At 56.6% G+C, this 24508-nt stretch carries 20 protein-coding genes; 9 read left to right on the plus strand and 11 right to left on the minus strand.

The window, feature by feature from the left end:
* Positions 1 to 39: 39 nt before the first annotated feature.
* Both ACHZBS_RS18790 and eno read right to left on the minus strand, forming a co-directional pair.
* Positions 40 to 933: a hypothetical protein gene (locus ACHZBS_RS18790; RefSeq protein WP_319408061.1), complete on the minus strand. Its 894-nt coding sequence runs from the start codon at positions 931 to 933 to the stop codon at positions 40 to 42.
* Positions 923 to 2200 carry a phosphopyruvate hydratase gene (gene eno / locus ACHZBS_RS18795; protein ID WP_319408062.1) on the minus strand — a complete coding sequence of 426 codons (1278 nt, stop codon included), beginning with the start codon at positions 2198 to 2200 and terminating at the stop codon, positions 923 to 925. Before eno ends, ACHZBS_RS18790 begins: the two co-directional genes overlap by 11 nt.
* A 236-nt stretch (positions 2201 to 2436) precedes the next feature.
* Here eno and ACHZBS_RS18800 point away from each other — a divergent pair, with 236 nt between their 5' ends.
* Positions 2437 to 2844: a hypothetical protein gene (locus ACHZBS_RS18800; protein ID WP_319408063.1), complete on the plus strand. Its 408-nt coding sequence runs from the start codon at positions 2437 to 2439 to the stop codon at positions 2842 to 2844.
* 213 nt (positions 2845 to 3057) lie between these two features.
* Positions 3058 to 3729 carry a thiamine phosphate synthase gene (locus tag ACHZBS_RS18805; protein ID WP_319408064.1) on the plus strand — a complete coding sequence of 224 codons (672 nt, stop codon included), beginning with the start codon at positions 3058 to 3060 and terminating at the stop codon, positions 3727 to 3729.
* Positions 3730 to 3798: 69 nt separating this feature from the next.
* Here the strand turns inward: ACHZBS_RS18805 and ACHZBS_RS18810 are convergent, their stop codons facing one another.
* Entirely contained in the window at positions 3799 to 4488 is a 690-nt protein-coding gene (locus ACHZBS_RS18810; protein ID WP_319408065.1) for a Crp/Fnr family transcriptional regulator, read from the minus strand.
* A gap of 420 nt (positions 4489 to 4908) precedes the next feature.
* Here ACHZBS_RS18810 and hcp point away from each other — a divergent pair, with 420 nt between their 5' ends.
* The 3 genes from hcp to ACHZBS_RS18825 all read left to right on the plus strand — a co-directional run bounded on the left by hcp (position 4909) and on the right by ACHZBS_RS18825 (position 8352).
* Positions 4909 to 6537: a hydroxylamine reductase gene (hcp, locus tag ACHZBS_RS18815; RefSeq protein ID WP_319408066.1), complete on the plus strand. Its 1629-nt coding sequence runs from the start codon at positions 4909 to 4911 to the stop codon at positions 6535 to 6537.
* Positions 6538 to 6806: 269 nt separating this feature from the next.
* Positions 6807 to 7532 (plus strand): HD domain-containing protein, encoded by a 726-nt coding sequence (locus tag ACHZBS_RS18820; protein ID WP_319408067.1) that lies wholly within the window; start codon positions 6807 to 6809, stop codon positions 7530 to 7532.
* 82 nt (positions 7533 to 7614) lie between these two features.
* Positions 7615 to 8352: a 4Fe-4S binding protein gene (locus ACHZBS_RS18825; protein ID WP_319408068.1), complete on the plus strand. Its 738-nt coding sequence runs from the start codon at positions 7615 to 7617 to the stop codon at positions 8350 to 8352.
* 267 nt (positions 8353 to 8619) lie between these two features.
* Here ACHZBS_RS18825 and ACHZBS_RS18830 read toward each other — a convergent pair whose 3' ends face one another.
* From ACHZBS_RS18830 to ACHZBS_RS18845, 4 genes are read right to left on the minus strand one after another with little or no spacing between them, the layout of a single operon-like run.
* Positions 8620 to 9834: an ABC transporter permease gene (locus tag ACHZBS_RS18830; protein WP_319408069.1), complete on the minus strand. Its 1215-nt coding sequence runs from the start codon at positions 9832 to 9834 to the stop codon at positions 8620 to 8622.
* Positions 9831 to 10550, minus strand: coding sequence for an ABC transporter ATP-binding protein (locus ACHZBS_RS18835; protein ID WP_319408070.1), 720 nt, complete (start codon positions 10548 to 10550; stop codon positions 9831 to 9833). The genes ACHZBS_RS18830 and ACHZBS_RS18835 overlap by 4 nt, the downstream gene beginning before the upstream one ends.
* A 4-nt stretch (positions 10551 to 10554) precedes the next feature.
* Positions 10555 to 11838: an efflux RND transporter periplasmic adaptor subunit gene (locus ACHZBS_RS18840; RefSeq protein WP_319408071.1), complete on the minus strand. Its 1284-nt coding sequence runs from the start codon at positions 11836 to 11838 to the stop codon at positions 10555 to 10557.
* 5 nt (positions 11839 to 11843) lie between these two features.
* Positions 11844 to 13331, minus strand: a complete 1488-nt coding sequence (locus tag ACHZBS_RS18845; protein WP_319408072.1) for an efflux transporter outer membrane subunit — start codon at positions 13329 to 13331, stop codon at positions 11844 to 11846.
* 463 nt (positions 13332 to 13794) lie between these two features.
* Here ACHZBS_RS18845 and ACHZBS_RS18850 point away from each other — a divergent pair, with 463 nt between their 5' ends.
* The 4 genes from ACHZBS_RS18850 (at position 13795) to ACHZBS_RS18865 (ending at position 16725) form a co-directional block, all read left to right on the plus strand.
* Positions 13795 to 14421: an RNA polymerase sigma factor gene (locus ACHZBS_RS18850; protein ID WP_319408073.1), complete on the plus strand. Its 627-nt coding sequence runs from the start codon at positions 13795 to 13797 to the stop codon at positions 14419 to 14421.
* Positions 14418 to 14753, plus strand: a complete 336-nt coding sequence (locus ACHZBS_RS18855; protein WP_319408074.1) for a hypothetical protein — start codon at positions 14418 to 14420, stop codon at positions 14751 to 14753. The genes ACHZBS_RS18850 and ACHZBS_RS18855 overlap by 4 nt, the downstream gene beginning before the upstream one ends.
* Before the next feature lie 11 nt (positions 14754 to 14764).
* Positions 14765 to 15430 carry a hypothetical protein gene (locus ACHZBS_RS18860; protein WP_319408075.1) on the plus strand — a complete coding sequence of 222 codons (666 nt, stop codon included), beginning with the start codon at positions 14765 to 14767 and terminating at the stop codon, positions 15428 to 15430.
* Positions 15431 to 15909: 479 nt separating this feature from the next.
* Positions 15910 to 16725: a class I SAM-dependent methyltransferase gene (locus ACHZBS_RS18865; protein ID WP_319408076.1), complete on the plus strand. Its 816-nt coding sequence runs from the start codon at positions 15910 to 15912 to the stop codon at positions 16723 to 16725.
* 76 nt (positions 16726 to 16801) lie between these two features.
* Here ACHZBS_RS18865 and ACHZBS_RS18870 read toward each other — a convergent pair whose 3' ends face one another.
* The 4 genes from ACHZBS_RS18870 to ACHZBS_RS18885 all read right to left on the minus strand — a co-directional run bounded on the left by ACHZBS_RS18870 (position 16802) and on the right by ACHZBS_RS18885 (position 24325).
* Positions 16802 to 19747 (minus strand): CHASE2 domain-containing protein, encoded by a 2946-nt coding sequence (locus ACHZBS_RS18870; RefSeq protein WP_319408077.1) that lies wholly within the window; start codon positions 19745 to 19747, stop codon positions 16802 to 16804.
* A 59-nt stretch (positions 19748 to 19806) separates the two neighbouring features.
* Positions 19807 to 20409, minus strand: a complete 603-nt coding sequence (locus ACHZBS_RS18875; RefSeq protein ID WP_319408078.1) for an OmpA family protein — start codon at positions 20407 to 20409, stop codon at positions 19807 to 19809.
* A gap of 66 nt (positions 20410 to 20475) precedes the next feature.
* The gene (locus tag ACHZBS_RS18880; RefSeq protein WP_319408079.1) at positions 20476 to 20922 is read right to left on the minus strand and encodes a FecR domain-containing protein; all 447 of its coding nucleotides are present in this window, start codon (positions 20920 to 20922) and stop codon (positions 20476 to 20478) included.
* A 271-nt stretch (positions 20923 to 21193) separates the two neighbouring features.
* Positions 21194 to 24325 (minus strand): PAS domain S-box protein, encoded by a 3132-nt coding sequence (locus ACHZBS_RS18885; RefSeq protein WP_319408080.1) that lies wholly within the window; start codon positions 24323 to 24325, stop codon positions 21194 to 21196.
* Positions 24326 to 24508 lie beyond the last annotated feature (183 nt).

The following is a 24508-nucleotide window of genomic DNA, read 5'->3' on the forward strand; positions in this document are numbered from 1 at the left end:
CGACTGCCTGTACCATATTTGACCGGTTTGGAAAACCGGCTATTCAAATTTTTTCTGAAAGTCCTGTACCGCCTGCTGCACCGCCTCCACCGCTTCCTGCTTTTGCCCCTGGGGCGTATCGGCATTATGCAGGGCAACCGATGCCTTCAATGCTTCCAGGTCCATCAATTCCGACGGGATGGATGGATTGAGGCGAAGATCGGTAACACGGATCTCCCGGGCGAGGCGGCCGTTGACCGTAAAATCCACCTGATACGGAAACCAGCCGCTTTGAACCTTCTGCCAGTTCCGGTAAAAAATCTCCAGGCGTCTGCCGGCGTCCGTCGACCCCTGGTCCACCAGAAGCAGGCGAATGGGAAGAAAGGTCTCCTTGTCGATGGCCAGTTGGGATGCCGATTCATCGGGATAGCGTGCGCCCAGGACGAACACCACCGTTTCCTTAATCCGCCCCAAACTGGATATGGCCGTCTCGACGCCCAGCCGGTTGAGGGTTCGCATCAGGCGCGGCCGGGTTCGGCTTCGCAGCAGCTGCTGGTAAAGATCGAACGGGCTTTCGCCCAGGGTCATCCGACCGTCGATCACCGTGATCGAGCTGTCGGCAAACACCAGGTGAGTTCGCTGGATCTGGTCGGAAACGATGTCCGACCGAAACCGTTCCGGCATCACATAGGTGGCGGTTTCATCATAAACGGTCGGCGCCGCTTCCGGCGATTGCGGATAGATCAGTAGTTTCTGATTGGTTTGAAGGGCGGCGATGCTGCCCATGGCTTTGGCGCTGAGTTCGAGGACATGGGGGCCTTCGAGAACATAGGCGACAGCCCGATACGGGGCTGCCGCCATGGCGAGCGTTACCGATATGGCGGCAATGAAGAAGGCGGCCCGTACCGGTGTCAACGATCTCTTTTTCCTCAGGGCGGTAGGGTTAATCGCCAATGAAGATCTCCTTGGCAAATTGCGCACCCTTGCCCAGTTTTTCTTCGATGCGGATCAGCTGGTTGTATTTTGCGATGCGGTCGGACCGCGAGAGCGAACCGGTTTTGATCTGGCCGCTGTTTACCGCCACGGCCAGGTCGGCGATAAACGCGTCTTCGGTTTCACCGCTGCGGTGGGAGATCACGGTGGTGTACCCGGCCTGCTTGGCCATTTCGATGGCATCGAGGGTTTCGGTAACCGTGCCGATCTGGTTCAGTTTGATCAGAATGGAATTGGCGATGCCGTCTTCGATGCCCTTGGCAAAAATGGCGGGATTGGTGACGAAAATATCGTCGCCCACGATCTGGATGTATTCGTCCAGCCGTTCGGTCAGCACGGCCCAGTTTTCCCAGTCCTGCTCGGCCAGGCCGTCCTCGATGGACAGGATCGGGTATTTTTCTACCAGATCTTCGAAATAATCGACCATTTCCACGGCGGACAAAGATTTGTTCTCGCCCTTGAGGACATATTTTTTCTTCTCGTACAGTTCGCTGGCGGCCACGTCCAGGGCCAGGCCCATATCCTTACCGGGAGTGTAGCCGGCGGCCTTGATGGCTTCCATGATAAAGCTCAGGGCCTCTTCATTGGATTTGAGATCCGGTGCAAAGCCGCCTTCGTCACCCACGGCCGTGCTCAGCCCCTTGGCCTTGAGAATTTTTTTCAGGGCGTGAAACGTCTCGGCGCCCATCTGGATGGCCTGAACTATGGTCGTCGCACCGAAGGGGACGATCATGAACTCCTGGATGTCCAGGTTGTTGGCGGCGTGGGCCCCGCCGTTGATGACATTCATCATGGGCACCGGCAGGATTCTGGCGTTGACACCGCCCAGGTATCGGAAAAGGGGCAGGCCGAAAGCCGAGGCCGACGCCCGGGCTGCCGCCATGGAGACGCCCAGGATGGCGTTGGCGCCCAGCTTGGATTTGTTGGCCGTGCCGTCCAGGGCCAGCATGCAGGCATCCAGGGTCAACTGGTCGGAGGCGTCCATCCCACGGATTTCATCGGCGATGGTGGTGTTGACATTTTGTACGGCGGTGACCACTCCCTTGCCGCCGTAGCGCTTGGCGCGGGTGTTGCGCAGCTCCAGGGCCTCGCGCGTGCCCGTGGATGCGCCGGAGGGAACCGCCGCCCGGCCGGTGGCACCGCAGGCCAGCATCATCTCCACCTCCACAGTGGGGTTGCCTCTGGAATCCAGGATTTCTCTCGCCGTTACATCGATAATTTCCGTCATGATTTCATCCCCCGATTGTCTGTTTGGAATGGTCGACACCGGCTGCGCCGATGACGCGCAATACGGTTTCAACACCCTTGAATGATAATGGTTTGCAGGAATATCGGGCCCGGAAAGCGCGGGCCGGTTGCCGCTTGACAATTCACCGACAAATGTTACTCTCCTTGCCGGGGGATGTCAAGAAATTGGCCGCAAACGGCCGGCCCCAAAACCATGCAAAGCAGGGATTGACCATCATGAAATCAAACGATTTGTATTCCACCGCCCATCTGTTTGTGGCGGCTGTCCGGGTTTTGGAGCACCGGGAGGGTGCGCCGCCTGCTATCGAGTCGGTCTGCCGGCTGCTCGACTATTCGGACGAAAAGGGCAGTTACCTGCTCAACCGGTTCAAGGAGCAGGGCATCGTCGATACGGTGATAAGCGGATTCAATGATCGGATCGTCGTGGGCAACCACCTGGCCATCGAGGAACTGCCGCGGGACACCGAAGAGAGCCGCCTGGAGCAGGAGCTGAAAAAATTTAAAAAAGGCAAGGATGTCATGAAAGAGAAGGTGGCGTCCATCAAGGCCCAGCACGATCAGAAGAAACAGGACCTGTTTGCCGAAATCGAAAAGAAATTGAAGCAGAAGATGGATAAAAAATAAACATCGAACGTCCAACATTCGAACGTTAAATAAGGTATTCCGCCTACTTCAAACTTGCGGAGCGAAGCGACTTCATCATTCGATGTTCAACGTTGGATGTTCGATGTTCGACGTTTCAAAAATGTTCAACTCATCAACTGTGCTGCGCTCCGTCTCGCTTTTTTTTCTCAGGAAATGAAAAATCTTAGGCAAACGTCGTGTCTGGAAAAATCAATGTTGAGGCACGATATGCACCTGATCATCATCACTCCCCCTGACGATATCCTCGATGAACCCGAAGTGGTCTGCCGGATTGTGCAACAGTCCTCGGCCACCGTGCACCTTCGAAAGCCCGGACAAAGCGACAGGCAAATCGCCGACTACCTGAAACAGGTCCCCGCTGCCTTTCACCGGCGGATCATGGTCCACGACCATCCGGATCTGCTCTTCCACTTCGACCTCAGGGGCATTCATTTCAGTGAAAAGGAAAGAATGCGCAGCCTGCCAGACGTCCGGCAATTCAGGCTGGCGATGCCGGGGTGCCGCCTGTCTTCCGCCTTTCATCGGATCGCGGACATCCCCGAACCGGACGGCCTGTTCGACTATATATTGCTCAGTCCCGTCTTCGACAGTATCTCCAAGCAAAACTACCGAGCTGCGTTTGAGCACGCGGATTTAAAACGCTTTCTGTCCCGGACCGACGACACCGTCTTTGCCCTGGGGGGGCTCGATGCTCAGCGGGCAGTCACGGCCGCGTCTCTCGGGTTCAAGGGTATTGCCGTACTCGGCGCCATATGGGGGTCGTCCTCTCCTGCAATAGTGGCCGGGCAGTTGTCAGCGGTCTGTCGCGGCATCGACACCCGCCTGGTTCACGAGAGACACGGCCCCTCAGGCTTTCGGAAATAGATTGATCCGGTTCGATTCCCGGGTGACAGAATCCCTTGTCGACACTTTAAATTGGGCGTCCGAGATAGTTCACTCCGCGAGTTTTCCCGCTGCCGAAAGATCTTCCAGCCCCAGGGGGTCCAGGAGATGGATCTGTTTTCCGTCGACCCGAATCAGGTGCTGGGCGGACATTTTGGCAAAAATTCGTGACAGGGTCTCCGGAATGGTGCCCAGCAGGCTGGCCAGCTGTCCCTTGGAAATATCCAGGGTGACGTGGTCGGGGTTCTCCTGCTCCCTGGACAGGTAGGTCAGGTAGGATGCCAGGCGGGAGGGGACTTCTTTCAAAGAGAGATTCTCGATCTGGATGGTGAACTGCCGCAGGCGCATGGAGAGCTCGCCAAGCATGTTCATGGACAGGGACGGGTTCGCGGTAATCAGGCGCACAAAGGCATTTCTGGGCAGAAAGAGGATCCGGCTCTTGACCAGTGCCTGGGCGTTGGCCGGGAACCGGGAGCCGGAGAAGACCGGCACTTCGCCAAAGGGGTTGCCGGGACCGTAGATGTGCAGGATCTGCTCTTTGCCGTCCAGGGATGTCTTGAAGATTTTCACCTGACCGTCGGCGACGATATAGAACCCGTCCGCCGTCTCGCCCTCCGTGAAAATCGATTCGTTCCGATGGTAGTGTCGGTCGATGGCGATGGTGCCGATTTCGTCGAGTTGCTGTTCCGACAATCCCTTGAAAAGCGGGGTGATCGATAGAATCCGGCTGATTTTTTTCATCAGTCACCGTCCTGCTCGGGTTTTCCGGTTGCAATGCAGAAATTCGCCACTATGATTAAAAGCATCGACGACCTGCCGTTATGAAATCCTGATGCATTGCCTACGAACTGCCTTTCTTTTTTTGACCTGTTGCTGACATTTTCGGAAAAACGTTTGTTTTCAAAATGATAAGTTTGCTTGGATTCTTGATATAAGTCAAGGTGCATTGCCCGGCCCTGACCTATGTACAAGGACGATCAACGTGCGGCAAGTGCCGTCCAAAAAAAAATTGAAATTTTGACACAGGTCAAAGGCAAAGCCAAACGAAAGGGGTAGAAGAGGATTAACGCGGTAAAAATGGGTTCGGCCGCAATGACCCATTCACCAATGACGGCAACGATAGGGATCTCTAAGACAACCCACCATCAAGGAGGCAACACCATGTTTTGTTTTCAATGTGAGCAGACAGCCAAAGGCGAAGGATGCACAAAAATCGGCGTATGCGGCAAACAGCCCGACGTCGCGGCCCTTCAGGACCTTCTCATTTATGCGGTTAAAGGAATCGCCCAGGTGGCGGTGGAAGGGGCCAGGGTCGATGTCAGCGACCCGGCCGTCAACCAGTTCACCAATGAAGCCATTTTCTCCACCCTGACCAATGTGGATTTCGACCCGGCCCGGTTCGTCACCCTGGTCAAGGACGCCGTGACGCATCGTGACGCGCTCAAAGCCAAGGTCAAGGCCGCCGGCGGCAATGTGGCCTTCGCCGACGGCCCCGCCACCTTCGTGCCGGCAGCGGACCAGGCCGGCATGGTGGCCCAGGGTGAGAAGGTGGGCGTCAAATCCGATCCGACCGTCAACCCGGACATCCTCTCCCTGCGGGAACTGATCATTTACGGGATCAAGGGCCTGGCAGCCTATGCCGACCATGCCCACATCCTGGGCCAGGAAGACCAAAAGATCTCCGCTTATATTTACGAGGCGATGGCCGCCACCCTGGATAACCGCCTGGGCATCGACGATTATGTGGGCCTGGCCCTGAAATGCGGTGAGGTGAACCTGCGGGCCATGGAGCTTCTGGATGCCGGCAACACCGGTACCTACGGCCACCCCGTTCCCACCGCCGTGCCCCTGGGCGCCAAGAAGGGCAAGGCGATTCTCGTCTCCGGCCACGACCTCAAGGACCTGGAGATTATTCTGAAACAGACCCAGGGCAAAGGGATCAACGTGTATACCCACGGTGAGATGCTGCCCTGCCACGGCTACCCGGAACTGAAGAAGTACGGCCATTTCTACGGCCACTACGGCACCGCCTGGCAGAATCAGGCCAAAGAATTCGCCGCCTTCCCCGGCGCCATCGTCATGACCACCAACTGCATCCAAAAGCCCCGGGAGTCTTACCAGGCGAACATATTTACCACCGGGCTGGTCGGATGGCCCGGCGTCACCCACATCGTCGACAAGGACTTTACCCCGGCCATCAAAAAAGCCCTGGAACTGCCCGGTTTTGCGGCAGACGTCCCCGGCAAGCAGGTCATGGTCGGTTTTGCCAGAAACGCGGTCATGGGCGTGGCCCCCACGGTCATCGAGGCGGTCAAGAACAAGGCCATCCGCCACTTTTTTCTGGTGGGTGGCTGCGACGGTGCCAAGCCGGGCCGCGACTACTACACCGAGTTCGTCGAGAAAGTGCCCAAGGACTGCGTGGTACTGACCCTGGCCTGCGGCAAGTTCCGCTTTTTCGACAAGGACCTGGGCGACATCGGCGGTATCCCCCGCTTGCTGGACGTGGGCCAGTGCAACGACGCCTACTCGGCGATCCAGATTGCCGTGGCCCTGGCCGGCGCCTTCGAGTGCGGGGTCAACGACCTGCCGCTGTCCATGATCCTTTCCTGGTATGAGCAGAAGGCCTGCGTGATCCTGCTCTCCCTGCTGCACCTGGGCATCAAGAACATCCGCCTGGGGCCCAGCCTGCCGGCCTTCATCACCCCCAACGTGCTGGACGTGCTGGTGAAAAACTTCAACATTATGCCCATTGGCACACCGGATGAAGACTTGAAAGCCATCCTGGGATAGATCGTGTCCGTCCAGAAACGGCATCTTGCACCCGATTTCAGTGTTGGGCGGCGGTTTCGAATCCTCGAAATATTTCATATATTCCTCCGGTTCGAATCCGCCGTCCGCCTCGAAATCCGGAACAATCCACCATCTCTGGACGAACACGGATGCCACCAAGAAACGATCCCAACCCTGCGAATACGTATACGCAGCCTTGATTTTAGAGGATGCGCGGCTGCCGGATAACCGGCAGCCGCGCATCCTAAAGACAACCACGGAGAACGATTATGAAATGCCCCGGACAGGACACCCTCTACTGGAAACCCGGCGCCATCTACGAGGTGCCGTGCCCCCAATGCGGTGCCAACGTTGAGTTCTTCAAGGACGATACGGCCCGCAAATGCCCCACATGCCAGCACCGGTTCGTCAACCCGGACATGGATTTCGGCTGTGCGGCCTACTGCCAGTATGCCGAACAATGCATCGGTACCCTGCCGGAAGAATTTTTGCTCCAAAAGGAAGACCTGCTCAAGGACCGGGTGGCCATCGAGATGAAACGCTATTTCCGGAGGGACTTCAAACGCATCGGCCATGCCACCCGGGTGGCCCGCTATGCCGAACGCATCGGTCGGGGCGAGGGAAGCAACCCGGCGGTGGTCTTGTGTGCGGCCTACCTGCACGACATCGGCATCGTCGAGGCGGAGAAGAAACACGGCAGCAGCGAGGCCTGTTTCCAGGAGCAGGAGGGGCCGGCCGTGGCCCGCGAGATCCTGGAAAAATTGGGGGCCAAACCGCCATTGGTGGAAGAGGTGTGCGACATCGTCGGCCACCATCATCATCCGCGGGAGCAAGAGACCTTGAACTTCAAAGTACTCTACGATGCGGACTGGATTGCCAACCTGGAAGACCGCAAAAAGGAAAACGACTTGCAACCGGAGAAGATCGAAACGATCATCGCCGAGAAATTTCTCACGGAAAGCGGCCGGTCTGAGGCCCGCAAAACATTGCTTTGATGACTACCGACTTATTTGCATGGCGTCGAACCCATATATGAATGTCCCCGGGCAACCGGCGGTAAAAGAGGAAGCGAAAATCATGAAAGTGACCCGAAAGATCATTGAAATCGATGAAGAACGCTGTGACGGATGCGGCAACTGCGTGATTTCCTGCGCCGAGGGTGCCTTGAAAATCATTGATGGCAAAGCCAGGGTGATCTCCGACAACCTGTGCGACGGCCTGGGCGCCTGCCTCGGCGAGTGCCCCCAGGACGCTCTGAAGATCATCGAACGTGAAGCCGAAGATTTCGACGAAGCGGCGGTGGAAGCACACCTGGAGGCGCACCAGGGACAAGAAGAAAAGCAGACCATGCCCTGCGGCTGCCCATCCACCCAGATCCAGAGTTTTGCGCCCGCAGCCGGCTGCCAGAATGCCAACACGCCAAAAACATTTGAAAAGACTGATTCCGCACTGACCCACTGGCCGGTTCAGATCCGCCTCATCCCGCCCACGGCACCCTTCCTCAAAGGCGCCGACCTGCTGGTCGTGGCCGATTGCGTGCCCGTGGCTTTTCCCAGCCTGCATCGGGATTTTCTGGAAGGAAAGACCGTTATGCTGGGGTGCCCCAAATTCGACGATGTTCAGGAATATGTGGACAAATTTGCCGATATTTTTAAAACCGCCGGCGTGAAAAGCGTCACCACCCTGATCATGGAAGTGCCCTGTTGTTCCGGCCTGCCCATGATCGTGAAAAAGGGCATGGAAAAAGCCGGCGTGAACCTGCCCAACCGGCAGGTGGTTGTCAGCACGCGAGGAGAGCTTCTTGAGGAACGCTGAACCGACCGGCACCGGGCATTCGGGAAAAAGCGGAATAGGATTTCCACAAAGATCAATTTGGAGAGGAAAAAGTAACCCCAGGTTTGCCTTGTGAACGTGTTAAGTTTGAAGTGTTAAGTGGCGGATCGGATCTATTTTTTATAGAAAACGATAGAATACCTTTGCTTAACACTTTTTACTTAAAACTTAACACTGATCCGTTGACCATCTTATCGCGGCTGGAAGCCGCTCCTACAAACTGCTGGATGCCGTTGTGCCATGCCAGAATCACTCATAACGCAAGGCGACTATCGGATCGAGCCGCGCAGCGCGTCTGGCGGGAAAGTATCCGAAAACGACCCCCACAGCACCGGAAAACAGGAAGGCACCGGCTACGATGCCGGGTTTGAAAATAAAGGGTACGCCAATCAGGCGTGCCCCGACACCGGCGGCGCCAAGTCCCAAAACAATGCCGATTATCCCGCCGAAGGAAGACAGCACCACCGATTCCACCAGAAACTGCATCAACACGTCCCGTGCCAGTGCGCCGATGGCCAACCGGGTGCCGATCTCGCGGGTGCGCTCGGTGACGGACACCATCATGATATTCATGATCCCGATGCCCCCCACCAGCAGACTCACGCCGGCTACGGCGGCCAGCAATGCGGTCAGAACCGTCGTTGTTCCGGTCAGGGTGTCGATAATTTCCTTCATGTCCCGGACGTGGAAATCATCGTCAGCGTTGGGTTTAATGCCGCGGCGCTCACGCATCAGGCGTTCGATATCGGCCTTGACGGTTTCGGTGGAGACACCGTCATATGCGGAAACCATGATGGCGCTGACGTCGGTGTTGCCTTTCATCCGCCGCTGCAGGGTCCGCAGCGGGATAATGACGATATCGTCCTGGTCGGTGCCAAAGCTGGACTGCCCCTTTTCCTTTAACGTGCCGATCACCTTGAACGCAATTTTTCCCAGACGGATGGCCGAACCGGCAGCGGCATCGTTTTCAAAGAGTTGTTTTTTCACCGTTTGACCCAGCAGGCAGACGGCTTTTCCGGACTTCACTTCTCCAGGGGTAAAGGACCGGCCTTCCTCCAACTGCCAGCCCTGGATGTCCAGGAACGCAGGGGTCGTTCCCGTCACCGACGTGGACCAGTTGGCGCTGCCGCTGATCGCCTGGCTCGCGACAGTCGCCGTCGGCGCCACGGCCTTGAGGCCGGCCACGGTGTGCTCGATGGCGTCGGCGTCCTCGACCTTGAAGGGCGCCGCACTGGCGCGCGCCCCCCCCGGGCCGCGCATTCCCTGCCCCGGACGGACGTGAAGCATGTTGCTTCCCAGCTTGGAAATGTCGCCGGTAACTTTTGCCGTCGCCCCGCTGCCAAGGGTGACCATGGCAATGACCGCGGCGACGCCGATGACGATGCCCAGAACCGTCAGCGACGATCGCAGCACGTTCCGTCGGATGGCGCGCTGGGCTAGCAGATAGGTTTCCCAGAACATCATGCCCCCTCCATTGTATGGGTAGGGTCGACCAGGTGGCCATCCAGAAAGTGTATCCGCCGGTCGGCGTATGCCGCCATCTCCGTCTCGTGGGTTACCATGACGATGGTGAGGCCCTGTTCCCGGTTGAATCCGGCGAGCATCTCCATGATTTCCCGGCTGCGCAAGGTATCCAGGTTGCCGGTGGGTTCGTCGGCCAGAAGCAGCCGGGGTTCGCTGACGATGGCCCTGGCGATGGCCACCCGCTGCTGCTGCCCACCTGACAATTCTCCCGGTGTGTGGTGGCACCAGTTTTCCAACCCGACCGTGGCCAGCGCTTCCCGGGCCATTTTTCGGCGTTCGCGTACAGGCACCTTGCGGTAGATCAGGGGAAGTTCGACGTTTTCGAGGGCCGAGGTGCGGCTGAGCAGATTGAATCCCTGGAAAATGAATCCCAGACAGTGGCGGCGCAGGATGGCCCGCTGGTCCTGTGACAAGTTGCCTACGGCTACGCCGTCGAAGAGATAAGACCCACTGCTGGGTGTATCCAGGCAGCCCAGAATATTCATGCAGGTGGACTTGCCGGACCCGCTGGGCCCCATCACGGCCACGAATTCCCCCTGGCGGATGCTGAAATCGATCCCGTCAAGCGCCCGAATGGCCGCCTGTCCTTTCCCGTAACGTTTGGTAACCTCTTTAAATTCAATCAGATCTCGTGCCGTCTGGCCTCTCGTCTGCATTGGATCACCCATCATTGCTCACCGCACTGACCACCACACCCATTCCCGGCTGCAGGTCGCCGGATGTGATGACGGTCCGCACCCCGTCGGTGGCTCCCCGCGAAACCGCTACGGGGGAGGGGAGATTGTCTTTCAGCACCCATACATGGGGCTGGTTCCGGCCAGGTGTCTCGGCGGCCTTTCCGGATGGGCTTCTTCGCGGTGGACCCGGCAGGAGCGACCCGATTACGCCTCTGGATTTCTTTTTCTTTTGATCGCGTTGAGGCGTGAACCGTAAGGCCGTGTTGGGCACCAGCACCGCGTTGTCGATCCTGAGCACGGTGACCTCTGCGGTGGCGGTCATCCCGGGCCTCAGGATAAGATCGGGATTCTCCACTTTCAGGACCGCTTTGTAGGTTACCACGCCGTCCGTGGTTTCCGCGCCGTATCTTACCTGGGTAATGCGGGCGTTGAAGCTTTGCTCCGGGTAGGCATCTACGGTAAAAACCGCCGTCTGCCCTTCCTTCACCTGACCGACGTCGGCTTCGTCCACATCCACCTGAAGCTCCATCTGGCGAAGGTCTTCGGCCAGCGTGAAGAGCACCGGCGACTGCAGGGAGGCCGCAACGGTCTGGCCGGGTTCGACATCGCGGCTGAGCACTATCCCGTTGATCGGCGAATAGAGCACGGTTTTTTCAAGGTCGGTTTCATCCGCTTTCAGTGAAGCGGCCGCTTTGTCGATGGCGGCCGATGCACTGACGATGGCTGCCTGGGCCCGTTCCAGATCCGCCTCGGCCTTTTCAAGATCTTCCAATGACGGCATCTTTCCATTGGTCAGTTCCCGGGTTTTGCGATAGCGCTGCAGCGTTTTTTCCTTCTCTTTGCGTGTGGCCACGGCTTCCAGGTAACCGGCTTCGGCGGAAGCCACTTCCGCCTTTGACTTTCCTACGGCAGCCGCGAATTTGGCACTGTCGAGGCGGGCGAGGGGTTGACCGGCCGTCACGACGTCGTTGTAGTCCACCGACACGGTTTTGATAATGCCGGACAGTTCGCTGCCCACATCCACTTGGTTGGTGGCCGCCAGGTTGCCGGTCGCCGTGACGGTAACCACCATGTTTCCCCGCGTGACCGGCTCCGTTTTGTATTGTACGGTTGTCGCGGTACTCCTGAGGCTCCAGATGACAACCAGGGCCGTCGCGACGATGACCATTGCCCCATAGACGAAAACGCGTTTTCTCCGTTTGCGGCCATCGACCGGTTCATCGAGTCCCAGCATGCTTGCGATGGGAATTTGTGTTTCGTTTTCCATATCTATTAACCCCTGTCGTCCGATGAATCAGAAAATGATGGTTGTTCGAAAGACTGCCAGCCGCCCCCCAGGGCCTTATACAACCGAACCAGATTGGACAGAACCGCCCCCCGGCTTTGGGCCAGTTGATCTTCAAAGGAGAGCAGCGAACGCTGGGCGTCCAGCACGTCGCTGAACCCGATGAGGCCGGTGGTGTATTGGTTTACGGCCACATCCGAAGCCGAGCGTGCGGAATTTGTGGCTGCGGCCAATGATTCGTATTTCTGCTGTTCCTGGACGTAGGCCACCAATGCGTTCTCCACCTCTTCGACGGCATTGAGGACGCTGGCCTCGTAGCTCAAAAGGGCCTGCTGTTGGAGCTCGCCCTGCACCCGGACGTTGGCGCGAAGGGCACCGCCGTCGAAAATCGGCCAGTTGAACGCCGGTCCAAAGGAGCTGGTTCGGCTGGTTGAAGAGAACAGGTTGCCGATGGACAGGGCTTCCCACCCGATGGAACCGTTCAGGGTGAATGTCGGGTAGCGGGCTGCCTCGGCTTCGCCTACACGGGCGGTCTGGGCGGCCAGTTCCCGCTCGGCCCTGCGGACATCGGGGCGCCGTCGTAACAGGTCGGCCGGGACACCCACGGCCAGTTTGAGGGTTGCCCTGGGGATCGATCGGATTTCGGCGACCATCCGGCGAAGATTTTCCGACGGCTGGCCGGTCAGCACGACCAGACGATTGATGGCCTCGGCGAGACCCATTTTCAAATCGGGGACCTTGGCGCGGGAACTTTCCAGGTTGTAGCGGGCCTGGTCCACAGCCAGCGCGTCGCCCATACCCGCCTGAAACAAGGTTTGTAAGATCTCCCATGTCTCCTGCTGCGCGTCGATATTCTTCGCCGATACGGCAAGGCGCGCCTGATAGGTCCTCACATCGATGTAGTTGAGCGCCACTTCGGCGAGCAGCGTCACCATGACGTCGTTAAAATCCTCGACCCCGGCCTCGATGTCCGCCTGAGCCGCCTCCACCGAACGCCTCACCCCGCCGAAAAGGTCAATCTCCCAACCGGCATCGAACCCTGCCGAATATAATTCGGAAGATGCTGCCGAGCCGGTTTCCCCGCTGCTTCGGCGTGACTTTGCCGAAGCGGTCGCATCCACTCCCGGCAACTGCGACGCAGCGCTTTTTGCCCGGCGGGCCCGGGCTTCCCGGACGCGTGAACGCGCCGACTTGACGTCCAGGTTGCTTGTCGCCGCCCTGTCGATCAGGCGATTGAGTACCGGGTCGTCCAGGGTATGCCACCAGGCGGCAGCCGTATCCGGATCCATTTTTCCAATCGTATCCGCGTCCACCGCAACGGTGTCCCACTGAGCGGGGGTCTTGATGTCCGGCCTGACGTAATCGGGACCGACAGCGGCGCAACCGGCAACGGTGAGCAGCACCAGGGACAGGGTCGCCCACTGCCGATAGCGGTTTCTGCTCGATCCGGCATTCTTTTCTGTTTTTCGTTCCATCCGTCCTCTCCGCAATGTGGCGCAGGCCAGGGTTGATGGAATCGTAAAAAGTCGAAATCTCAGATTAATTGTCATCCCCGCGAATGCGGGGATCCATAAGATTTGTATAGTTATAGATTCCCGCCCTCGCAGGAATGACACATCGGAGACTTTTTACGAGGCCCTCAAGGGTCGGCCTGGGTTGTTTGCCCGGCTTTCAGAGGATAAGTCGCCCGAGGGAGCCGGTAAGTTACAAACATTTCAGTTCGGGTTCATTTTAATGCTGTTCCTTTCAGAAAAAACGCCGCCAGGACCGTTCTTTTTCCAAAAAACCGGAAACGGCGTAACCTTTCTCCCGGTCTGGACGACTTTACAGATAACGTGCGGATCGGTTTAACCATGAAGCCGGTGCGCCCACCGGGTTTTGCCGCAGGACGGGTTCAATCTTATTGGCAAAGCATCGTTTTCAGGGTATCCAGAGGACATGACCGCCAACCCTGCGAAACACGAGAAACCGTCCACAACCGTTGATGACGCCGCTGTCATCGATCGTGTCATCGCCGGCGACACCAATGCCTTTGAGCTGTTGATGATCAAATATGAAGCCGCGGTCCTCAACCGGGTCAGACGCCACATCCCCGATGAAGCACGCCAGGATGTCCTGCAGGATGTTTTTATCCGGGCCTACCGGTCGCTGGATACCTGCAGGAATAAAGATGGCTTCGGGGCGTGGCTGGCTTCCATTGCCGTGAGAACCTGTTACGATTTCTGGAGAAAACGGTACCGATGCAAAGAGACCGCCGTCAGCACCTTGTCGATGGCGCAGCAGGACTGGATCGATAAGATGTCGGCCCGGCAGGGCAGTGACGACTACCAACGCCGGCTGGCAAGAAAGGAGGCCAGGGAGGTCCTGGATTGGGCGCTCTCCAGGCTGAGCCCGGAAGATCGCATGGTGCTGGAACTGGTCCACCTCCAGGAGATGACCACCAAGGAGGCCGCCCAATTGCTGGACTGGAGTGTCGTCAACGTAAAGGTCAGAGCCCACCGTTCCCGCAAGAAGCTGAAGGAACTTATCGAAGGGCTCATGGATGAGCACAGGAGGGACCGATGACCCATGATCGAAAACGATATGCAATCCTGGAACGGGTGTTCAGGGACGTCTACCGGAAATCCCCTGATCAGGGGACGGGTTCCATGGATCCGGTTTGGCGCGCCAATGTATTGCGCCGCATCCGCAAGTCGGAACCCAACCTGGGGGAATTCAGTCCGCTGATGTGGCTGTTCCAGCGGTACCTGTGGCGCCTGGCTCCGGTTGCCGGTGTTTTTATTGTGTTAATGGGTGTGTGGATTTTCCTGAGCGGCATCAGTCCGGATATGGAAATCGCTGCGCTGGCAATGGACAACCCGGTCAGTTACAGTCTGATACAACCCTTTGAATTATAGGGGAGGGGCCGATGAACAAGTGGAAAGCCATTGCCGGAATTCTTCTTATTTTCATTCTCGGCGGTCTTGTCGGTTCACTGGGGACCGGAATGGTCGTCAAACAGCGCATTAAAGGGTTTGCCGACCCCAAAAGGCCCCCTCCGCCAATTCATTTTCTCCAGCGTCAGCTCCGGCGGATGTCCCTGTCTGCCGACCAGGAAGCGAAAATAACTCCGATTCTCGACCGCATGCAGGCCGGATTTCTGGCCCTGCTGGAAAAATCCCGACCGGAGTTTGACCGTCTGTTTGACACCCATGTTCAGGAAATCCGCGAGAAACTGGATCCGAGCCAGCAAGAACAGCTGGATGCCACGGTGCAAAAAATAAAAGCGCACCTCAAGCGCATGCATTCGCCGGGATCCATGAAAAAGGACGGCGAATCGCTGTTTTCAGTGCTGAAAACCGAACTCGATCTGACCCCCGAACAGGCCAAGACGAGCCAGGCGATTATCCACGCCACGCAGAAGCGGATGGAGACGATTCGCCAGCGGTTCGGCCGGCAGAAGGATCTGATCAAAGATCGGTTTGCCGATGATATGGAAAAGGAATATCAGAACGCCGAGGCAGCCCTTTCCAAGGTTCTGACAGCCGGACAGATGGATATCCTGAAGAGGAAAGCCGACCTGAAGGATTTTTGATGCATTCCGCTGAAAACGCTCATGCCGGAGCGTCATCCACAGGGGCGCCATGCGGGAACCCTGATGGCGTTTTACTTGAGGCGCCCGAAGGAAAAAAAGGCGAAACTAATTGCAGTAAATTAAACCTCGGGCTAAGCCCGAGCGACCCGAAGGGGTTCGGACCGGTCCGGCGAGCCATTCAGCCGGCAAATGGTTATTTGAACGTCGAACAGTGAACATCGAACGTTCAACGTCGAATGCGGAGATCGCTTCGCTCCGTCAATCTGTTAAAAGAAGCACCGGTCATCGGTGCGGTCTGTGAAATAGGGTTTAATCGCATTAAAAACGATAGAATGCCTTATTCGAAGTTCGATGTTGGACGTTGGATGTTCGGCGTTCATGGGTTTGGGTTTTGCCCCCATCGGAGGGGACTTCATTAAACCACCCGCTAAGCGGGTGGTCGGTGATTAATCGGAGATTTAAAAATATCGGGAGGGTTAGTGGGCACCGAAGATTTTAAAAATAAGGTCAAGCGTAATGTCGCTGAAAATTTTGATCAGAGTATCCGGATGTATCAGGAATTCGAAGAAAAGCACGGCTTTTTCAAAGCCCTTGCCTTGAAGATGGCTGAAACCATTGATATCGAGGCCCGCACCTCGGTTCTGGACGTGGGCTGCGGTTATGGAATTTCCGCCAGGGCTTTGAACGATCGATTTGGCTGCAGCGTACTGGGGGTGGATTTGTCTCCCAAAATGATCGCCGCCGGTCATTCGTTGTCCGATGGGGATGACATCCGACTTCTCGTGGGCGACGGGGAAAATTTGTCCCACGTCGTGGGGGATCGACGCTTTGATTATGTGTTATACAATGCCTCGATATTTATTTTCCCCGACGTTTCGAAAACCATTGCCGAGTCCTATAAATGCCTTCGCACCGGCGGTAAAATCGCTTTTTCGTTCTATCCTCAACTGGTGGGAGAAGGAAACGAAGATCTGTTTGCGGTGGCTTTTCGCCGATTGGGTGCGCCTCTGCCGCGATTCCGCGTGATTTCCGATTATTCCAAAGCCTCCGATGCCCTGGAACATCACTGCACGAATATTTGCCATCATCGCTGGGTGCGTCCCCTCGACACCCGGTTTCTTCAGGATTTTTTTTGCATACCCGCCCAATCCGCGTCACTCTTCCCCAATCGCGAGTATGGGGCCCGCAGCGATCTCGTGAGAAGCCTTTTCGCCACCCTATCGGATATGACGGACAAAGGGCGTATCGTCTGGCGCATGGCTGAAGGTACGAAGTCAGGTTCGTCTGTTCGGTAAAGATCGAGGCGGGCGGCCAGGGATGCCCGACCCGCAGCGATTCGACATCATGCGTCCGCCACCGTGAATCGCTTCATTATTTGCGGTCCAGTTCTCGACGCACGGCCATGCCGATCTTCTCCATGGTGTACGGCTTGCGGATATGTTCACCGGCGCCCATGTCCTGCATGGCCTTGACGCGGTCGGAGGGGGCATAGCCGCTGGCAATAATGGCTTTCTGGCCCGGATGGATGTCCAGGATGCGCCGGTAGGTTTCCAGGCCGTCGATTCCGGGCGGCATGACCATATCGAGTACCAGAAGATCGACCGCGTGGGTCTGCATATAGGCCACCGCCTCCATGCCCCCCGGTGCAGACGCGACCTGGTATCCGAGTTTACTCAGCATTCTGACTGCGATATCGAGCTGGTCGTGGATGTCGTCCACGACCAGTATCCGTTCCGTACCGGTATAATCCTGGAGAACGATTCGACGCTGGGTTCGGTTGTCCTCCTCCCGGGTGGCCGGTAGAAAAATGTCGAACCGGGTGCCGTCTCCCTCCCTGCTTTGAATGTCCACATAGCCGGCGTGGTCCTTGATCGTGTTCCAGACCACCGTCATGCCCAGGCCAGAACCGCTGCTGCCCATCCGTTTTTTGCTGTAGAACGGTTCAAAAATTCGGTGAAGCTCCTCCGGCGGGATACCGACCCCCTCATCGGTGATGCGAAGCATGACATATTCACCTTCCGGGATTCTCTCGTATCGGTTGATCGCCGTGTCCAGGTACCGGTTCAAGGATCGCACACATATGACTCCACCCGCCGGCATGGCTTCGGCCGCATTGCCGACCAGGTTCATCATTACTTTTGAGATGTGCACGGATGAGCCTTTCATGTTCATCAGATCATCGGCCAACTCGGTGGTGACGCGAATATTGGGATGATTTTCGGATAATTTTCTGAACTCCGGGGCCATCAGGTAACTGCTTACCACGTTGTTTAAATTGACGATTTCGAAATTCTTGACGCCCCGGCGGGCGATCATCAGCATGTCCTGGACAATCTCTGCCGCCCGCTGGCCGGAGCGCTGGATGGTTTTGAGGCTGTCTCTCATCGGGCTGTCCGGAGGCAGATCCAACAGGAGCAGCTCCGGGTAGCTGACCAGCCCGCTGAGGATGTTGTTCAGATCGTGGGCGACTCCTGCAGCCAGGCTGCCCATGGCCTCCATTTTTTTGGACTGCTCCAGTTGGTCTTCGAGGGTTTTGCGCTGGTTGATATCTCTGGCGATGCCCTGGGTGCCCGAAAACGATTCTGCATCCGGTGATGCTTTCGCGTAAATCCCCTCCGCCGATACGCTGAAATACCTGAATTTACCGCCTTCTCGGCTGTCCGTCGGGGAGAGCATCAGCCGCACCTCCAGATCGGTGGTGGAACGCTTACCCGTGCGCCGTTCATTGATCCGGTGGGTGGCGATATTCCTGTCTTCGGGAGCGACAAGATCAAGAATGGATTTTCCGATCAGTTCCTCGGGCTGCTTCTTGTACTTGGCTATCGCAGGGCTGATAAAGGTGATTCGACCCGATGGATCGAGCCGGAACACGATGTCCGGGATGGTCTTGATAATGGCGTTCATGTTCTTTTCACTGCTTCTCATCAATATCAACGCATCCTGCATGCCAAGGCGGGCTTTTCGCTGCCTTGTCCAGTATTTGAAAAGCATGAGAAAAAGACCGCTGCTGATGATCACAGCACTGGGTAACAGGGGCGACAGAAGCAGTTGCCGGCTGTTAAAGAGCAGTTGTGCAATTCCCCACAGCACGGCGATGCCGATCGCACCGATTATCGTGGTGGTCAAAAATTCGAGGCGGGCGATGCACAAACTGAATAACACGGCCACCATCATTGACAAGATGATTTCGGCAACAACGATCGTCAGGTGACGACGGATATATTTTCCCGACAGGATCGTTTCGATTGCCTGGGCATGTACTTCGACGGCTGTAAACAGGCCATCGGCCGGTGTCTGGTATACCTGTGCCAGGCCGGATGCACCCAGGCCTACCAGCACCACCCGGCCTCTGACTTCAGATTCGGCAACCTGACCGTTCAACACCCGGTCCGCCGGAATATGGTGCAGGTTCGACCGTTTGGCGGCAAAGCGGATACGCAGGTTTCCATTGTCATCGATGGGTATTGAATGGTCGCCCACGATCAGGCTGCTCTGATCCCCTAAACGCTGTTTCAGCATAACCGGTTGCTCGTTGTCGGCGGCCAGCAGGGCGGCCAGTGCGAGGTTGGGGTAGATGGATTGGCCATAGCGCATCACCAGGGGCAGACGACGGAGTCGGCCGTCGCCGTCGGGCTGGCCGTTTAGAAATCCTGAGTGAGGCACTGCCCGCGCCAGCTGATCGATGTTGCAGACGACGCCCTGCGCCTCGTGCAGGGTAAGCGACCCGGTATTGCCGGACGGTTTTTGGATGTCGACCATCTCAAGCGGGTGGAGGCGGCAGCTGGCGGCGTGTCGATGGTTCTCTTCAAAATCAAATTCGTAGCCTAAAACAAACGGACCGCGGGACAGGGCGGCGGCCAATATCGCATCGTTGTCCGGCAATGCGGTCGGGGCATTTCCTTCGACCTGCGGGAGGCCGAGTTCACGCTTCAGTTCTTCCTGGAGGGTTTTCAGGGAAGTTCGATCCGGTTCAGCCATGATGAAATCCAAAGCAATGGAGCGGGGAGCCATTCCGGCAATCCTGTTCAACAGCCTTGCCAGCCGGGAACGGGGCCAAGGCCACTGGCCCCATGCTTCCAGGGATCGTTCATCAATATCCACCACCACGACGCGATCGGTGCCGACGGTTTTGACGGCATCGGCGACGATGGCGTCGGTCACTTTGAACTGGAGACTTGCGATGAAATCGGGGCGAACGAGATAGGCCGCAGACCAAAGGGCTGCAAGAAGAATACCGAGGATAACGATTACCCTGACCGACGGGTCAATGCTGGGGGTGGATGTGTCCATCTCTTCTGAAACCGCAGGTGCCTTCATCGTCGTGACCGCCTCAGATACAGGGAAAATCCCTTCACAAACAATTGAACGGGAGAGAATTATCGGACCACTACTTCCACACGCCTGTTTTTGGCATTGGACACATTGTCGGCCGTTTTAACGATCGGGTTTGCTTCGCCATGGGAAGAGACATCCATGAATGCACCCTCCACACCCTTTTCGACCAGCTGTTGTTTGACTGCCAGCGCCCGGCGCATGGAGAGGTCGAGGTTATAGGCTTTGTCTCCCCGTGTGTCGGAGTGGCCAATTACAGAGATGCGTGTCGGGGAACGCTGTTGGATCGCGGCGACGATTTCCGGCATCTGTTGGATGGAAGCCGGCTGCAGTTTCACCGAATCCGACTGGAAGTACAAGATAAAGTGCAGGGGCGGCGGCGGCTCCTTGGAAAGCACTTGCCCGAACAGGGCCTGAACCTCCGCCGGCTTCAGTTCGGCCGGAGCGCCGGGCGCCTTCTTCCGGTCCCGGGCAATTGTCGACTGATTCGCACGGTCCAGGTCAACCGACCCGGCTGCGTTGGAAACCGTGACCTGCCCCACCGACCCGTCCGGATCCGGGACCAGAATAACCATGTTCTTGTGGCCACAGGCCGCGATAAAAACCATTGCCGCAAAGCAGCACGAGAAATAGTTCCATTTGCGCATGGCGGATTCCACCTTCCTGAAAAAAGGGTTGATGCCAAAGAGAATGCCGGCGTCGACATGGACGGGTCAGTCCACCTTGATCAGTACATGGGTTCCCCGGACACCGATGGTCGCTGCAGGCATGAGCAGTTGAACCGATTCAGGAGAGAGTTTGGTAATCTGGCCGGATAAAAAGGATACGGTGCCCCGGATCAGTCGTAAGACAAAAGAGAGTTTTTCCTCCAACGGTTCGAACAGGTAATCATCGACGGCGATTTCGGTGTTCGGCCCCATGGATATGCGGGTGTCGTCGGAAAAAACCATTCCGACGGATCCGTGACGGTCGGTTCTGACGACATCCGCCTGCATGATTTCCATGCCTGTGTCGACCGTGATCGTTTCCCCGCCCCGCTCGATGACGACGCCCCCTTCAACTGTTTTGACGACACCGATGAAGGCATACGCGGCAACCGGGGAGACAAGCCCGACAATTACCAGCACAAGACCAAACAGGTTGACAATCGTGGGACGCATGGCGACCTCCTTATGGAAAGCTGATAGATACGATGCGACATGGATTTTTTATCTGCAATCGCCTGAACCGCAGAATCCGCGTTGGAGACAGAGGGAGGTGGGTAAGAGGCGTAAATGAAGCAGTCTCCATTACATTCGTATTCGAATCTTTGCTTGATTGCAAGTTTTCATCCTGCAGGTCAGCTCCTTGAGCGGACCATCGCCCCGTCCATGCCTTTAAGACTTTAAATAAGCATAGACAGGGCAATTACGATCATAGGCGGCTGAATCGTCATCTGTTTTTTGGGGTTTCCCGATCCAGTTCGGATCTGACCGCAAGCCCGATTTTTTCCAGCGTATAGGGTTTTTTGATATAACTGCCGGCGCCTAAGCGCTGGGCTTCCTGCACCCTTTCCGTTTCGGCATAGCCACTGGCGATGATCGCTTTCTGGTCGGGAACGATGGTCAGGATCTGCCTGTACGTTTCCAACCCGTTCATGCCCGGCGGCATGATCATGTCGAGGATCAACAGGTCATACATCTCCTTTTTTATCAACGCGACGGCCGCTTCACCGCTGTCCGCGGTGTGGACAACATATCCGAGCCGCTGCATCATTCTCCCGGCGAGATCTCTCTGCTCCGGTGCGTCGTCAATAATCAGTATGGACTCACCCTTGCCGAGATAGTCGTCAATATAAACGGATCGGGGAGCCTCTCTTTCCGATCGGGTTGCAGGGAAATAGAGCGCAAACGTCGTTCCGGTTCCCTCCTCGGTGGTGATGTCGAAAAAGCCCCCATGGTCCTTCACCGTGCCCCAGACGACCGACATCCCCAGGCCCGTACCGCTGCGCCCCATTACTTTTTTCGTGTAGAACGGTTCGAAGATTTTTTCCAGATCGGATGGGGGCATGCCAATGCCCGTGTCCGATACTTCCAGGATTATATATTCACCTTCGGGGATAATCTCAAAGGCGGTATAGGGTTTGTCGATATAGCAGTTTCGTGTGGCGATGGTAATCCGGCCCCCCGAGGGCATTGCATCGGCGGCATTGGCTACCAGATTCATAACCGTTTTCGATATATGCATCTCCGACCCCACCATGCCCAAAAGGTCTTCGGAAATAGTTGTTCCAATCAGCAGATCGTGGCGGTTGCCGACTATTTTCCAGTATTCCGGCGAGGCGATGAAATCCTTCACGACTGCGTTGAGGCTCAGAACCCGTTTGTGGGCGACGCTGCGTCGCGCCAGGGTTAACAGGTCCTGGACGATTTCCGCCGCTCTTTCACCGGATTTTTTAATGGCCAGAATCGGTTTGCGCAGCGGACTGTCCGCTTCCAGGTCCATGAGGAGTAGATCCGGGTAACTGACGATGCCGCTCAGGATGTTGTTCAGGTCGTGGGCCACCCCACCGGCCAGGGTTCCCAATGATTCGAGCTTCATGGCATTTTGCAGTTTCTTTTCCAGGAATCTCTTTTCCTCTTCCGCTTGGCGGACTTCCGACAGATCATGGACGACCGTCATGAGTCTCTTCGGAACACCGTTTTCGAAGAAGAACTTGGAAGTCATGACCACGGGCAGTTGCCGGCCGTTTTTCCCCTGAACGACATAATCCGTGGGCGGAGGATCCTGCAGGGTCGAAAATACCTGTTCGATGCGTTTTTTCGCCTTTTCCCGGCTGGGTTCGCTGAAGAGTGCCAACGGGTCCATCTGCAATATTTCCTGCTCGGTGTAGCCGGTGTATTCGCAGATCACGTTGTTGACGCTGATGAAGGTGATCGTCTCGAGATCGACTTCGAATATACCCGACGGTGCATGCTTGACGAGCTCCTTGTATTTTTCTTCGCTCTCCCTGATCGCGCGTTCGTAGCGGACGCGCTCGGTGACATCCCTTGCGGCACACTGAACAGCCGTGGGCTGTCCATGGCCGTCACGGATCAGCCGGTTGCGATACTCCAGGACAACCGCTTCGCCGGATCGGGTGACAGCTTTCAGATAGCCTTCCTCCGCGCCACTGGTGAGGATGCGGTCGATGTATCCGTCGAATTCCGGCTTATGCCGTTCGGGGATCAGATCGCGGATATTTTTGCCTTCAAGGTCTTCCCGCCGCCAGCCGTATTCCTTTTTGAAGGGAATATTGGTTTCCAGCAGGTTCCCGTCCAGATCGTGAATGCAGAGCAGATCGGAACCGTTTTCAAACAGGTTGCGATACTTTTTTTCACTCTCGGCAATTTTCTTTTCGGCCTTTTTGCGTTCGGAAATGTCCCGGGTCACGCCCATAATGGCCGTTGGCACGCCGCTTCGATCGCGAATGAATGAGACGGTGGCTTCCGTCAAGGTATAGCCTCCGCCTTTGACCGAATGCTCAAGCTCCAGTCTTATCGAGCGCTGGGGATCCACGCCCGGTTTGTTCTCATTGGCCAGTTCCGCTTCGAGAATCTTGACGACCCGGGATAGAGAGGGTGGTGAAAGTGTCTGTTCAAGGTTCAGCGCTTTGGCTTCTTCCGGGGTAAAACCGCGGTTCTGCTCCACCGATGGGCTGATAAAATCAAACTTCAGGGTCTTGAGATCGATGACCCAAATAGTGTCGGAGACGTTTTCTGCCAGCAGGCGGTATTTGCGTTCCGATTCAATCAGTTTGGCTTGTTGGCGCTCCAATTCCCGATTGGTCCGCTCGAGATCCGCCGCCAGGTGTTTGACCTCGTCATATTTGGACTGGATCAACCAATTGGCCTGCACCAGATCCTCGATGGCTTGGCGATGGGTGTTCCATCCGGCGAAAATCCGTTTCAGGAAGGATATTTTTTGGGGAATCCAGGTCACCCGGTAGAAACAACCCGAGCAGCCCTGGGCCGGGTGGTCCGGCCATACGCGTCGGCCATAGCGTTCATGGGCCACCTGACACTTGATCTCCTCGACCGTGGCCGGAGGCAGACCGAACATCGTCGGGATTCCTTCTAAAATCCCACGGGTGTAATCACAGTCAAAGCGGGTCTTCTGGGCGCTGTCATGGTAGCGGTCTTCCAGAACCACCCATGAATCGCCGATTTCGTGGATGAACACGCTGCCGTTTAATTTAAGAAATTTGTTGTATTTGGGGGCCTGCGAATAGATCAGCTTCGGGCTGCCCAGCAGCCGGGCGATGCGATCCAGAATTCCCAGAGATTGTAAACGCCCCGATGCCAGGGTCATATGATAAACTGCATCTGGATCCCCCAGCATCTCGATCATGCGCGCATAGAGCGTCTGCAGGAATGCATGCGAAACCCAATTGTTGGTGTCGGACAGATAGCCTTCATCCACGGGCAGCCCGTCGAGAAGATTCCCCAGCGTGCCGCTGTTGTTTTCCCGCACATACAGGAGAAGTGTGCGCGTGATCCGGCAGCTGATTTCCTTTGCGGTTGCTGAACTGGCGTTTTTGTTCATGGGTTCTTTTCAGATAGGACGTTGAATAGGTTCATGGAAATGGACAGAACCACCGGTATCGCATTTTTTCAGGGCCTTCAACGTATGATCGAGATCGTTCCAGCAATCTATATCGGCACATTCACCAATAGATCAAGCACCAATTGTCCGCACGTGTGGGCACAACTCCATTGAATCGACAAT

Source organism: uncultured Desulfosarcina sp. (assembly GCF_963664155.2).
In the GTDB taxonomy this organism is placed as follows: Bacteria; Desulfobacterota; Desulfobacteria; order Desulfobacterales; family Desulfosarcinaceae; genus Desulfosarcina.